The organism is Pararhizobium sp. LjRoot235, assembly GCF_964254145.1.
Taxonomy (GTDB): domain Bacteria; phylum Pseudomonadota; class Alphaproteobacteria; order Rhizobiales; family Rhizobiaceae; genus Pararhizobium.
The window spans coordinates 171,095-184,116 of the sequence record NZ_CAXUSP020000003.1 but is presented as its reverse complement, the minus strand read 5'-3'; the positions used below and the strand labels follow the sequence as shown (position 1 = coordinate 184,116).

Annotated in this window: 15 protein-coding genes; 13 read left to right on the top strand and 2 right to left on the bottom strand. The window is 58.6% G+C overall.

The genetic code is table 11. The features are described 5' to 3' along the window. Nucleotides 1-101 precede the first annotated feature (101 nt). Nucleotides 102-1,088: a LacI family DNA-binding transcriptional regulator gene (locus ACSQ2Z_RS27165; protein ID WP_436084329.1), complete on the top strand. Its 987-nt coding sequence runs from the start codon at nt 102-104 to the stop codon at nt 1,086-1,088. Nucleotides 1,089-1,178: 90 nt separating this feature from the next. Here the strand turns inward: ACSQ2Z_RS27165 and ACSQ2Z_RS27160 are convergent, their stop codons facing one another. Then, nucleotides 1,179-2,066, bottom strand: coding sequence for a LysR family transcriptional regulator (locus ACSQ2Z_RS27160; protein ID WP_436084328.1), 888 nt, complete (start codon nt 2,064-2,066; stop codon nt 1,179-1,181). A gap of 132 nt (nt 2,067-2,198) precedes the next feature. On the opposite strand from ACSQ2Z_RS27160, the gene ACSQ2Z_RS27155 reads away from it, so the two are divergent. From ACSQ2Z_RS27155 to ACSQ2Z_RS27120, 8 genes are all read left to right on the top strand, one after another. Continuing rightward, the gene (locus ACSQ2Z_RS27155) at nt 2,199-2,411 is read left to right on the top strand and encodes a helix-turn-helix domain-containing protein (RefSeq protein WP_436084397.1); all 213 of its coding nucleotides are present in this window, start codon (nt 2,199-2,201) and stop codon (nt 2,409-2,411) included. A gap of 116 nt (nt 2,412-2,527) precedes the next feature. After that, nucleotides 2,528-3,574, top strand: coding sequence for an ABC transporter substrate-binding protein (locus tag ACSQ2Z_RS27150; protein WP_436084327.1), 1,047 nt, complete (start codon nt 2,528-2,530; stop codon nt 3,572-3,574). A 12-nt stretch (nt 3,575-3,586) separates the two neighbouring features. Beyond that, nucleotides 3,587-4,486 carry an ABC transporter permease gene (locus tag ACSQ2Z_RS27145; RefSeq protein ID WP_436084326.1) on the top strand — a complete coding sequence of 300 codons (900 nt, stop codon included), beginning with the start codon at nt 3,587-3,589 and terminating at the stop codon, nt 4,484-4,486. Continuing rightward, nucleotides 4,483-5,286 (top strand): ABC transporter permease, encoded by an 804-nt coding sequence (locus tag ACSQ2Z_RS27140; protein WP_436084325.1) that lies wholly within the window; start codon nt 4,483-4,485, stop codon nt 5,284-5,286. Before ACSQ2Z_RS27145 ends, ACSQ2Z_RS27140 begins: the two co-directional genes overlap by 4 nt. Then, complete coding sequence (locus tag ACSQ2Z_RS27135) at nt 5,283-6,368, top strand: ABC transporter ATP-binding protein (RefSeq protein WP_436084324.1); 1,086 nt, start codon at nt 5,283-5,285, stop codon at nt 6,366-6,368. The genes ACSQ2Z_RS27140 and ACSQ2Z_RS27135 overlap by 4 nt, the downstream gene beginning before the upstream one ends. Nucleotides 6,369-6,483: 115 nt before the next feature. After that, nucleotides 6,484-7,350 carry a TauD/TfdA dioxygenase family protein gene (locus ACSQ2Z_RS27130; RefSeq protein WP_436084323.1) on the top strand — a complete coding sequence of 289 codons (867 nt, stop codon included), beginning with the start codon at nt 6,484-6,486 and terminating at the stop codon, nt 7,348-7,350. A 35-nt stretch (nt 7,351-7,385) separates the two neighbouring features. Further along, the gene (locus tag ACSQ2Z_RS27125) at nt 7,386-8,039 is read left to right on the top strand and encodes an RraA family protein (protein ID WP_436084322.1); all 654 of its coding nucleotides are present in this window, start codon (nt 7,386-7,388) and stop codon (nt 8,037-8,039) included. After that, complete coding sequence (locus tag ACSQ2Z_RS27120; protein WP_436084321.1) at nt 8,036-8,884, top strand: carbon-nitrogen hydrolase family protein; 849 nt, start codon at nt 8,036-8,038, stop codon at nt 8,882-8,884. Before ACSQ2Z_RS27125 ends, ACSQ2Z_RS27120 begins: the two co-directional genes overlap by 4 nt. 57 nt (nt 8,885-8,941) lie before the next feature. Here the strand turns inward: ACSQ2Z_RS27120 and ACSQ2Z_RS27115 are convergent, their stop codons facing one another. Then, entirely contained in the window at nt 8,942-9,163 is a 222-nt protein-coding gene (locus ACSQ2Z_RS27115; RefSeq protein WP_436084320.1) for a helix-turn-helix domain-containing protein, read from the bottom strand. 158 nt (nt 9,164-9,321) lie between these two features. Here ACSQ2Z_RS27115 and ACSQ2Z_RS27110 point away from each other — a divergent pair, with 158 nt between their 5' ends. The 4 genes from ACSQ2Z_RS27110 (at nt 9,322) to ACSQ2Z_RS27095 (ending at nt 12,795) form a co-directional block, all read left to right on the top strand. After that, the gene (locus ACSQ2Z_RS27110) at nt 9,322-9,726 is read left to right on the top strand and encodes a helix-turn-helix domain-containing protein (protein WP_436084319.1); all 405 of its coding nucleotides are present in this window, start codon (nt 9,322-9,324) and stop codon (nt 9,724-9,726) included. 82 nt (nt 9,727-9,808) lie between these two features. Beyond that, nucleotides 9,809-10,060 (top strand): type II toxin-antitoxin system ParD family antitoxin, encoded by a 252-nt coding sequence (locus ACSQ2Z_RS27105; RefSeq protein WP_436084318.1) that lies wholly within the window; start codon nt 9,809-9,811, stop codon nt 10,058-10,060. 251 nt (nt 10,061-10,311) lie between these two features. Further along, entirely contained in the window at nt 10,312-11,388 is a 1,077-nt protein-coding gene (locus ACSQ2Z_RS27100) for an ornithine cyclodeaminase (protein ID WP_436084317.1), read from the top strand. Nucleotides 11,389-11,442: 54 nt separating this feature from the next. Beyond that, on the top strand, nt 11,443-12,795 hold the full coding sequence (locus tag ACSQ2Z_RS27095) for an MmgE/PrpD family protein (RefSeq protein ID WP_436084316.1): 1,353 nt from the start codon (nt 11,443-11,445) through the stop codon (nt 12,793-12,795). Nucleotides 12,796-13,022: the final 227 nt, after the last annotated feature.

Genomic DNA, 13,022 nt, shown 5'->3' with positions numbered 1-13,022 from the left:
CATGAAGGGTGTCTTCATGGTGACCAGTCGTCGCTTTCCGAGACTTCCGCTTTACAAAAGGGACAGGTCCAAGAATTGAATTGTGAGACGAGTTTTCCGCAATGACCAAGCCGCCCACTGTTCACGATGTCGCGCGCCTGTCGGGCGTATCCACGGCGACCGTGTCGCGGTATTTCAGCGGGAAAGCCGATGCGATCGCGCCTCGAACACTTGAAAGTGTCAAAAAAGCAGCCGAGACCCTCGGCTATACACCTTCGGAAATCGGCCGATCGCTTCGCCTTGCCCGCAGCAGGGTGGTGGTAATGCTCGTTCCCGACGCATCGAATCATTTCACCGCCGACGTCGCCGCATCGGTGGAAACCGCGTTGAAGTCGTCCGGTCTTTCCATGGTTCTGGCAAACGCGGCGGAAAATGCAGAGCAACAGGACCGGCTGCTTTCGGATGCGCAAGGTCTCCGCGCGCGCGCCATCGTCCTTCAAGGCGCGATAGATACGCCGAGATTGCGTGAATTGTGTGCCAGGCAAAACAACATAATTTTCGTGAACCGGCGCCCCGCTGAGGGAATTGACGCTCCCTATGTCGGCGTCGACAATTTCGCGGCCGGCGTCGCGGTAGGGAAATACTTCGCTGAGCGTGGGTACCAGAACTGCGTGGCGATTCACGGGCCGAAAACCTATTCAGGAAGCAGCGAGCGGCTTGATGGGTTCATAGCCGGTCTCGGCGACAGAGCGCTCCTCGAAAAGGTGGAAGGCGCGTACACCATGGAAGCCGGTTACGAGCACGGTCTTAAATTGCTTTTAAAGCACAAGAAACGGCTCTCTATCTTTTGCGGTAACGATATGATCGCCTACGGCGTCCATCGCGCAGCAATGGAACTCGGTCTCGCGGTTCCCAAGGACGTCATCTTGATGGGGTTTGACGACAACCGCCTGAATGATTGGCTGGCTCCGTGGCTGTCAACTGTCACGGTTCCAGCGTTTGATTACGGGCCGGCCATTGCGCAGTTGATTGAAAACGCGCTGAGGGAAAAGACCACGGAACGCAGCATTATCTTGCCCTTCAAGATCAAGATCAGAGAATCTGCCTAGTCTGGCCGGTCACGGCTCGCGTCAGGATCGTCCTGAGTCAGCCTTTGTCCAGGTTTTGAGATTATCCTTAGGCGGATTGTCGTTGGTTCTTTAGCGCTGCCGAGCCAACGACCGCGCAATATCGACGATGTCATTGCGTGACGTCGTCGGATCCTCTGAGTTCCAAGCAATACCAAGCCCGATCCGGAAGTCGACACCCCGTACTTTCCGAAGCGCGACATTGCGGTTCGGAAGCTCCCCCGTCCATTCCGGCGCAAAACCGATCCCAAGCCCGGCCGAGACCAACGAAACCAGCGAAAAAGTATCATCGCACGTGTAGGCGATGTTCCGTGTCAAATCATGTTCAGCGAACTTCTCGGCGAAATATCTCTCCGTGTAGGAGAGGTTTTGCCGTGAGAACGAGATGATTTTCTGGTCACGCAGGTCTTCAACGCAGATCTCCTGTCGGGATGCGAGCACACTGCTTTTTTCTACCGCCAGCAGATAGTTCTCATGAGCAATGGAAACGAACCGCAGAGCCCCAATGTTCTCCACCGGCCGGATAAAGCCGAGATTGATTTGCCCGCTTTCGAGGTTACGGATGATGTCGTCGGTGGTGCCGCTCGAAACATGTAGCTGAATCTCCGGATACTTCCTGGCGATACGGGCAAGGAATGCCGGTAGCAGACCCACGGTGGCGGGGTATATTGTTCCGATCCTGATTCTCGTGACTGTCTTGCCCGCGACCGATCTGGTGATCTCCGCGCTCAAGTCGATGTCGCTCAAGATGCGCACACACCGATCATAGAAGGTGGCCCCTGCCCTGGTCAGCTCGACCCTTCGTGTCGTGCGAACCAGCAACTGGACACCGAGCTCGCGTTCCAAAGACTGGATTTGCGTGCTCAATGCTGGCTGGGCGATGTGTACTCTCGATGCTGCCCGTGCAAAATGAAGCTCTTCGGCAACCGCGACAAAATAGTGGAGTTGGCGAAGTTCCATATGCCAGTGATCCGTCCATCTCACTTTTATGGGAATCCGAGAGAGGTCGACATCAAACCCAGACGTCTCGACGGAGTGAATGTAGAGAATACTCCGTGGTTGAATACTCTACAACCGCTTTCTCTGGCGTGTATGGAGATACGCGAAACATTTGCAAAAAATCTGCGACGCCTTCGCCAGTCGAAAGGGCTGTCGCAAGAAGAACTTGCTCACCGCGCCGACCTTGACCGAACCTACATAAGCTCCCTTGAGCGCTCGATATACAGCCCGAGCATAGACGTAGTTGATCGGCTTTCGACGGCTCTTGGTGTGGAGGCTGCCGACCTGCTTAAGAAATCGTACTGACTTCTCAGTAGGCCATTGATAGCCCACGTTTAACAATGGCTGACAATCCATATTAGACCCGACTTCCCCCAGCCATCACCATCCTCCCGGGAACAATGAAACCGGGAGACCCTGCCGTGAATGTGGATCGATGCCTTCCTCTATGTCTTGTGCTTGCGTTGGGCGGAGCACCGGGGCCGGCCTTTGCCGAAACTCTCATCGTCAACAGCTATGGCGGGCCGTACGAGGCCATCATCGAGGAGCGGATTATCAAGCCGTTCGAGGAGAAGTCCGGTATCGATGTCGTCTATGACGCTGTCGGATCAGCTGCCCAGGACTACGCGAAAATCAAGGCCACCAAGGGCCAGCCCGGGTTTGACGTCAGCGTCATGACCGCCTCGCAGTCGCTCCAGGGCTGTAAGGAAGGGCTCCTGGAGAAGCTGGACGCCGCGGCGATCCCAAATCTTGGGAAACTTGCGCCAAGGCTTTCGGAAGTGGCCGGTCCCTGCGGCGCCGTCCATGAGGTCCAGTATATGTCGCTGCTTTACCGCACCGACAAGCTGACCTCTCCTCCAACCTCCTGGTCGTCGCTTCTGGCGCCCGAGCTCAAGGGCAAGATCATCCTGCCGACGTTCCAGAACATCATGGCGGTCTTTCTCCTTGAAATCATGTCGGTCGCCCGCGGTGGCAATATGATCGAAAACGTCGGTCCCGGTTTTACCGCCATGGCTGAGCTTGCACGCCAGTCGATCGGCTTCGAACAATCCTCGGCAATCCTCGAAAGCTACATCAAGGACGGGACTGTGTGGGCGATGCCGTTCTGGAACGGGCGTGCCCAGCTTCTCGTCGATCAGGGCGTTCCGGTCGACTATGTCCGCCCAAAAGAGGGTACGATCCCGCTGATCGCGACGCTGAACGTCCCTGTTGGTGCTGAGAACAAGCAAGCCGCCATGGCCTTCATCGAATTCTTCCTCGAAAAGTCCAGCCAGGAAGCATGGGTGACCGGCTACAAAGTCGGAAGTGCCCGGATCGACATCGATATCCCCTCCGACATTCGCGAGCGTCAGATCACGACGGAAGCGGATCTTGAGAGTCTGAATCTGCCGGATCTCGCGCGAGTTGCCGACAAGCTAGGCGAATGGGGCGAGCGCTGGGAACGCGACGTCGTTTCGCAGGCCAAGTGAGAGGGCGGTTCCATGTCTACGATTGCGCTTGCCGCGCCGGTAGCGATGCCGGCTGCGCCGCCTAAAAGGTCGGGCTACCTGGTTCTCGCTCCCTCCTGTCTCGTGCTGACCGTCTTCTTTGCGCTGCCCATGGGCGTCATGATCGGGATGAGTCTCACGGATGGTCAGACCCTTGCGCCGACGTTTGCCCATTATCAGCGCTTCTTCTCCGACGGTCTGTCGCTTGCCGGTCTGTATCGCACAGCCATGATGTCGATACTCGTCGCACTGAGCGTGACGGTTCTTGGCTATCCAATTGCCTACTTTCTGGCACGGTCGCGCTCGCGCTGGCGGGCGGTAGTCTTTGCGCTGGCGCTGGCGCCGGAGCTTGCCGGCGTCGTTTTGCGCACCTACGGCTGGCTCATCATTCTTGAGGATCGAGGGTTCATCAATGATGCGCTGATGAATCTAGGTCTCATCGCTTCGCCGCTTCCCCTGTCGAAGAACCTCTTTGCAGTCGTTGTCGGCCTGACCCATGTCGTCCTGCCCTTCGGCATCCTGTCCCTGACGACGAGCATCCAGGGCATCGATCCCAATCTGGAGAGGGCAGCGCAGATGCTTGGCGCATCACGGCTCTCCGTCGTTCGCCACGTCATCCTGCCGCTGTCGGTGCCGGGGATCGTCAGCTCACTGCTGATCTCTTTCACGATGGCAGCAAGCGCCTATGCCACGCCGGCGCTCCTTGGCGGCGCCCGTTTTAAGGTGCTTGCGACGATGATCTACGAGCAAGTGCTCTTCTACATCGACTGGCGCTTCGCCGCCGTCATGGCAGTCGGGCTTCTCGTCATGATGCTCACAGTCTCGTTCCTCGGCATCCGATACGAAACACGCCGGAGCGCCCAAAGAAGCAACCGGGAAGGAGAAAAGTCGTGAACAGAGTTCTGGCAGTTCTTTTCTGGCTCGCGGTCGGTCTGGTCCTGGTGTTCATCACCCTGCCGCTTGCGGTCGTGGTCGCCGCCTCGTTGAGCCCGTCCTCCGCTGTCACCTTCCTTCCGTGGGAATGGACGCTTGACTGGTATGGCGACCTGCTGACCGATCGATGGCTGCAGCCGTTTTTGCTGAGCGTCAGGATCGCAACCCTCGTCGCGGCGATCAGCGGCGTGCTTGGAATTCTGGCTGCCTACGCGATCGTCTACGAGCGGATCCCGGGTGCCACGGCGATCATGGCGGGCCTCTTGTCGCCACTGTCGGTGCCGCAGATCGTCAAGGGCGTGGCGATCGTGCTGTTCCTGTCGATCATCGGCCTGCAGGGTATTCTCGGTACACCCGCTCTGATTGCCGCCCATGTCGTGCTCGCCCTGCCCTTCGTGACCCGCATGGCGGCGACGTCCCTTGCCAATTTCGACGGAAATCTTGATCGCGCGGCCCAAAGCCTGGGTGCAACCAAGCGCCAGAGGCTGCAGCATATCGTGTTGCCGATGATCAAGCCGGGGGTGCTGTCGGGGGTCACCTTCGCCTTCATCATCTCGTTCAACAACATCCCCTTGTCCGTCTTTCTCGTCCGCCCCGGCGACACCACGCTGCCGATCGCGGTGATCAACTACCTCGAATACAGCCTCGATCCGGTGATGGCGGCCGTCAACGTCGCGTCGATGATCTTCATCCTGGCGGTGATTTTCCTGTTCGAGAAGATCGGTGGTTTCTCGGCCCAACTGCATGGTGGAAGCAAATGAACAATTTCGACATTGAACTCGTCTCGGTCAGCAAGTCCTTTGCCGGCCTCCCGGTCGTCAAGGATCTGAACCTCCAGATTCCGCGCGGCGAATTCGTCAGCATTCTCGGACCCTCCGGCTGCGGCAAGACCACAACACTCAACATGATCGCGGGCTTCAATACCCCAAGTAGTGGCGACATTCGCGTTCGGGGAAAAAGTCAGACGCGCGTCCCGCCGGAAAGACGCAATTTGGGTCTCGTGTTTCAGAACTACGCGTTATTTCCCCATATGACCGTGGCTGAAAATGTCGGTTTTGGGCTTCGCATGCGCGGCACGCCCAAGGCCGAAATCGGGCCGGCCGTCGAGGCCGCTTTGCGTAGCGTTCGCCTCGATGGCCTGGGTGGGCGTTACCCAAAGGCCCTTTCCGGTGGCCAGCAGCAGCGGGTTGCCCTGGCGCGCGCCATCGCGCCCCGCCCAACGGTCTTGTTGCTCGATGAACCGCTCTCCAATCTTGACCTGAAGCTGCGCGAAGCCATGAGGATCGAACTCAAGGAGATCCACGAACAGCTGGGTATGACTTTCGTTTACGTCACCCATGATCAAGAAGAAGCGATGGCCATGTCTGATCGGATCGTGGTCATGTGGCAGGGAGCCATCGCCCAGCAGGGGAAGCCAAATTCGATCTACAGGAATCCCGCGTCGCGCTTCGTCGCCGATTTCATCGGACGATCCAATATCCTGTCCGTCAGCAAGAACGTTCGGGAAGCCGCGTTTCTCACCCTCAACGTCGAAGGAAGTCCGATTGTTCTTCGCTCGGCGTGCCTCACAGGTCCGCAGGCCGTTCGATCCTGTTGCATTCGCCCCGAGAGCATCGCGCTTCTGGATGGGACACAAGAATTGATGCCTGGGCAAAACCGCCTTGACGGTGTCGTTCGGCGGATCGTCAACCTGGGCGCCCATCAAGAACTGTTGGTCGAGATCGCACACGGGCTGGCCCTCACCGTCCTTGTCCGCTCGGGCCGGTCTTCCAGCCCGCCGGAGCCTGGAAGCACTGTTGCGCTCGGGATCGATCCGCACGACGTGCAGGTCCTCTCCGACTGATCCGCAATCCATAGTTCGGCCCTATCAATGCGCGCCGATCGGTATTGGAAACCCCGCGGCGGTCACTTCTAGGATGATGGTGGCCTTAGAGGAAGGCTACCAAAGGAGACAGGAAATGCTGATGAAGGAAAGACTACGGGCGGTTCAGAACCAAAGCAATGTCTGCGCCGATATCGAAGGCTTCGATTTTAATTCTTACGACGCCCATGACATCGAGGAGCTTCGCCGTTTCTGGCTGCAATATGGCGTGCTGCGCTTCAGACAAGCCGGCATCACCGATGCACAACAGGTGGAATTCTCGCGCCATTTCGGCGAGTTCGTCATTCACCCCAAACAGAAGCAGGAAGGCGGCCATCCGGACCATCCGGAAATCCTCGTGATCAGCAACGCCATGAAGGACGGCAAGCCGAGCGGAGCAATGGGCAACAGCGAGGCGACGTGGCATACGGACACATGGTTTTACGAACGGCCGCCCGCAGGTGCAATCCTGCGCGCGGTGACCGTGCCGCCGTCTGGTGGCGATACCTATTTCCTGTCGACCTACAGCGCCTTCGAAACCTTGCCGGATTCGTTGAAAAAGATGACCGACGGGCGGCAGATCTTCTTCCAGAACGTCTATGACAAAACCGGTAAGCTGCGACTTGGCAAGAGCGTGCCCGAAGCCAAGGATTTTCGGGAGTGGAGCGGCATTGTTCATCCGCTGGTGCGAACCCACGGGGAGACAGGCCGCAAGGCCCTTTATCTCGGTGGCACCACCGAGGGCGCATGGATTGTCGGCCTGCCTCTGGATGAGAGCGAGGATCTGCTCCTGGAGCTGTGGCAGCACACAACGAAGGGACAGGAAGTCTTTATCCAGCGGTGGGATGAGGGCGACATCATGATGTGGGACAATCGCTGCACCATGCACCGGCGCGATGGCTTCGACCCGACCCTGATCCGCATCATGCATCGCACGACGACCGCGGGCGAACGGCCCGTCTGAACCCCGTTACCTATGATTTCGGAAGGACAGGCACCATGACGCCGATCTATCGCATTGATGACCGCCCGCCGTCCTCGTCAATCGCTCTGCAGAATATGCTTCGCGATGTAGAAACGGCGACCATCGGGCACATAGAGCATCTCGGGTTCGTCAGCGATGACATCCGGCCTGTCTTTCCCGCGCGGGCCGTTGGAACTGCTCTCACCGTCGCGGCACCGGGTCGCGACGGCATCGTGATCTATAAGGCGATCGACCTGCTGCTGCCTGGCGATGTGTTGGTGATTTCACGCGTCGACCGGGACGACATTGCCTGCGTCGGCGGCGGTGTGGCCACGGCCGCAAAGGCGAAGGGTGCGGCTGCTGTCGTCATCGACGGACCCTGCACCGACATCGATGAACTGGTTGCAATCGGCCTGCCGGTCTGGTGCCGCGGACGCTCGTCGAAAACCACCAACCGCAGCTTTGCGATCGGCGGCTCCGTAAATGTCCCGATCGCCTGTGGCGCGACCGCCGTTCTGCCTGGTTACATCGTCCTGGCCGACAACGAGGGTGTCTTTGTCGCCGACGCCACGCGGATGGCGGACCTTGCCATGCTGGCGATCGAACGCCAGCGCCGGTCCACGGCTCTGCGCTCACATCTGTCCGCAGGCCGCTCAATCTTCGACTTTCAGAAGGACCCCTCCCCGTGAAGATAGCGCTCATCCAAATGAATTCGCAGCCTGATCGGCCTCGCAATCTCAAAGCCGCCCAGGATTTGATGGAACAGGCGGTTGCTCGCGAGCATCCTGACCTCATTGTGCTGCCGGAGCATTTCGACTGGACTGGCGGAACGGCTGAGGACAAACGCCTGGCTGCCGACCATGTTCCGGGTGGCGAGGCCTATGCCCTGGTCCAGGCCTTTGCCGCAAAACACCGGGTCTGGGTGCATGCTGGCAGCCTGCTGGAAAAAAGTCCGGGTATTGAGCGGATCTACAACACGACAGTGGTTTTCGATTCCGCCGGCCGGCAGGTGGGCGTCTACCGCAAGATCCACCTGTTCGACATCACCGCACCTGATGGCAAGGTCTACGCGGAGTCAGCAACAGTCGCGCCCGGCGATCAGCCGCTGATCTATGAGATCAATGGATTCCGCGTTGCCTGCGCCATCTGCTACGACCTCAGATTTTCAGGGCTTTTCAATCGGCTTTCAGCTGAAGGCGTCGATCTCTTCATCCTTCCGGCGGCATTCACCGAGCAGACGGGAAAGGATCACTGGGAAGTGTTGTGCCGCGCCAGGGCGATCGAATTTCAGGCCTATCTCGCCGCCTGCGGCCAATGCGGCTCGTATCTGGCGCCTGGAGGGGAAGAGCGGCGAACCTTCGGACATTCCATGATCTGCGATCCATGGGGTGACGTTATCGTGCGTGCTGCCGGCGACGTCACGGTCATCACCGCGATGCTGGATGCTGCGCGTTTGCAGCAGGTTCGCCAGTGGATCCCGATGAGCGACCACCGCCTGGAATTGTCCGGCGTTGACGTCCGCATTGCCGAATAACCTGGGCGCTGGGGGCCCTGGCAACGCGAAATTCACGACACCGCATGTCAAGTGGGTTCATGGTGTCGGGACATCCGGCCGCACAAGGTCCATGTGGTCGACTCCGAGCGCCTGCGCAAGTTCATAAAGCGTCACGATGCTCGGGTTGCGTTTGCCCTGCTCGAGGCCACTCAAATATTGCTGGCTGAAGCCAGCGCGCGCCGAGACTTCCTCCTGCGTCAAACCCTTTTCCCGACGCAGGCGCGCAAAGTTCCGTCCGACCAATTTGCGCATGTCCATGCGCCACTGATGCCAGCCTGCAGAATTTAAGTTTATCAACTATAGTATGTAATCGCCGCGGACTGGCTGTCACACGATTGAGGTCAAATGGCGCGTAACGCCGGCGTCGGGAGGCAAACGGTCGAGCATCTCACAATTGACGTCCAGCAATGGAAGGCATGAAACTGGCTGTACGAAAACCAAATGTCATTGATCTTGCCATCGGCGGCAGAATTCGGGAACACCGGCGAAGGCTGGGAATGAGCCAGCCCGAACTTGCGCGCTCCCTCGGAGTCACCGCGCAGCAGGTGCAGAAATATGAGGTGGGGCTCTCGCGTGTCGGGTCTAGCCGTCTACAACAGATCGCGAGGAAGCTTCATGTCCCGATCTCGTCGCTGTTTGAGCCAGTCGCAAGTTCGACCCGCTGCGTCACCTCTTCGACAGCCTCGATCGACACAGCGATCCTGGCCTGGTTGGGCACTCCCGAATGCATTGAGCTAAACCGTGCATTCAAACAGATCGCGGACCCGAGGATCCGCCGCAGGGTCGTTGCGCTGATAGTCGCTGTTTCCAAAAACCACTGACATGCCTAGCTTCACTTGCTACCTCCGAGCCGGTCCGGCCGGCCTGCATGGCATGTAACGTGTTAGCGAAAGTATTGCATACATGGCACGAGCAAAGACATTTTCATTGGGCGATACCTACGATGGTATCTTGTCTGACTTGGTCCGGAATGGCCGTTTTGGAACCGAAACCGAGGCGGTAAGAGCCGGAATTCGGATGTTGGCCGATTACGAGATGCGCGTCCGGTCTTTAGGTCAGGAAATCAGCGCGGCCGACGCGGAGAGCGAAGCAGGTCTTGGCAAAGAATATGCCAGCGCCAGCGATCTGCTCAACGACATTATGAGCGAAGGCTAAGGCCATTAACCCGAAAAGTTTGATCATAGCGCCGTTAGCCGTCAAGGACCTGCGGGGAACTCGTAGGCCTAGTCGGATTTAGGCGAACCGATCCACCGCACATCTATTTACCTGGATTTATCCTGCGCTGCTCCGTCGCTTTACCGGCAAGGCCGAAGCTTTGCGAAACCTTCACCCCGCGTGTTGCCGGAAGAAGTTAAGGTTTGACGCTCGCTCGTCACGCAGCACTGTCGATCTTCGGAGGAACAATCATGTATCGTCACGCAGGCTTCACCGAGCCCGTCACCTTTATTGGCCTCGACGCGTTGCAATCGATGCGGGCCGAGCTAACGACTGCCGAACTGCTCAAAACCGTCAATTCGGCCTGGCGCGACATCCGGGCGGCCAAGTCATTCGGCGGTAAAGCGGTTCTTTCATTGCCCGAGGAGGAGTTCTGGAGCAGGCCGGAATTCCAACCCTTCAAGGCTGACTTTACCGAGCAGCGCCTCGGATGGAAGCTTTCGTCGCTCTACAGCGTCAATGCGGAATTCGGCGCGGTTAAGATCATCGGCGCCAATGCGTTTAACCGGCGGCTCGGTTTGCCTCGGTCGACGTCCACGATCGTCCTGTTGGAGAAAATGACAATGCGTCCCGTAGCCATTCTCGACGGTACCGCAATATCGGCGACGCGAACCGGAACATACGCTTCGAAGGTGTTTCAGCGGTGCTTTCCCGAACAAGAGAAGATTTCGGTCTTTGTCTTTGGCGCGGGGCCGGTCGCCAGAGCCGCAATTTCGTGCCTGGACCACATCGGTTCGGATAGGATCCGAGAAATCTTCGTGCGAAGCCGGACGTTTGAAGGTGCAGAACCAATGATAGGAGTTCTGCGTGCGCAAACGACGATCCCGCTGATCCCGGTTGCGGATAATAGCCGGCTTTGCGACTGCGCATTCGTCGTCACTGCATCCAATGCCCGGCAACCCATATTTGAGGACAGGGAGCTCCTTGCTGACGCAGTGACGCTCCACCTGGGCGGCGATGAAGTTCCGCAACCCTATCTTGTTCGCGCACTTCGCACCGGGACCGTCGTCTGCGACAGCCTCGCAATGGTGTCGCACAGAAGGTCGCAAAGCTTGGCCCTGCATTTTTGGCGGAATGGGCTGTCCCTCGAGACCGTCGGACCGCTGTTGGGGATTCGTGAACTTTCGGCATCGCAGGATTGGTATCTAAAGCAGGCTGGACCCGTATGTATTACCTGCGTCGGACTGCCAATGCTCGACCTCTACGTCGCTCAGGCAACCTTCGAGAAATACGCACGCGCGCGCGACGGGTTTTCCTCCTCGAATTAAGCGGCGCGAGAGCGATCGCTTATGGGCTGCCTGGGGCACAGACTGGACATCACCATGCACCTGACAGGTATTTTGGCGGATCACATATGCAGCGTCTCGCAAGTGGAGCGCCCGCCCTCAATCGAGGAAACCGCTGTGCGTTGCGTCCTTGACCTGATTGGTGCTGCCATTGCCGGCGTGGAGGCAAAAGGCCCGACTGCGACGCGACAGTCGGCGCCACTAATTTTCGGGCAGGGCACCGCTCCAATCTGGATGTCGGCAAAGACAGCAGCTCCCGTTGCCGCCCTCATCTGCAATGCGGCGGCAGCTTGCGCACTTGATCTTGACGACGGGCACCGTGCAGCCCGCGGCCACCCCGGCGCCTGCGTGATTCCCACCGTCCTCACCCTCGCCACGCAGACGAAAGTGACCGGCCGCACACTCGTGTCAGCAATCATCGCTGGTTATGATATTGGCGTAAGGATCGCCGCAGCGCAAAATCCGCAAGGCATCCCGACCCGCCAATCCGGCCGTTGGGCAGCCTTTGCTGCGGTCGCCGCAGCGGCCTCAATGATGGGGACCGGGCCCGCTCACATCGCACAGGCTCTGGCAATTGCCGGTGTGCTTGCCCCCAATCAGCAGGCAAATGGCAGCTCCGGCTATTCCAGCGACACTGGAAACGATGTGAAGGAGGGCATAGCCTGGAGCGCCGCGACTGGGTTGACCGCTCTTTACCTAGCGATGAGTGGCCATACAGGACCTGCTGATCTGCTCGATCATCCCTATTATTATGATCGTGAAAGGATCGTCGACCGGTTGGGCGACCGTTGGGAAATCGGCGGTACGTATTTCAAACTTTATGCCTGCTGCCGATATATTCATGCACCTCTCGACGCTCTGTTGACGATCATGATCGAGCAGGCTCTCCTTGCCGAGGAGATCACGGGTGTAACTGTCGATACGTTCGGATGGGCGCTCAGGCTTGGCAACAAGACCAATCCCGAAAACCTTGTCGATATCCAATATAGCCTGCCATATTGCCTTGCCGTAACGGCCATCGACGGACCGGCGGCGCTCGCTCCCGTTGGCGTGGGACTGCTCAACCGCTCCGATCTTTCGCGTTTTGCCGAAAAGGTGCGGATGAGCGCCGATCCAGAGCTCGACCGGCTCTTTCCCCATCAGACTTTGGCACGGATCACGGTCGAAACAACCAGAGGCCGTTTCAGATCGCCGGTTGCGGGACCCGTCGGGGACCCGGCGCACCCGTTGTCCTTCGGTGCGCTCGAAGAAAAATTCCTCAGGGTGACGCGCGGGATCATCAGCCCTGGACAGCAAAAGACGCTGGTTAACGCCGTGCTGCGGCTCCGGGCCGATGACGGTGCGCTGCTCCTCCACGAACTTGGCTCCACTCGCTCGTCTGAGGCATGAACTCTGACCTTCTAAGTGGCGTAAGGCCACGCACATTACGGCCAGACACGCCGCGGCCTCGCGTTCACACGATCCTAGATGATTCCCGCACCGTGAGGTGCGGGAAAAACGCGTAGCTCCGGGAAACGTGCACTTGCCCATGCATCGAAAGAACCCCCTGGCTTCACCGAGAAAGGTACCTCGTCGAGCACCGGTTTTTTCGCCCGGTCATAGGCTTTCGATAGGCC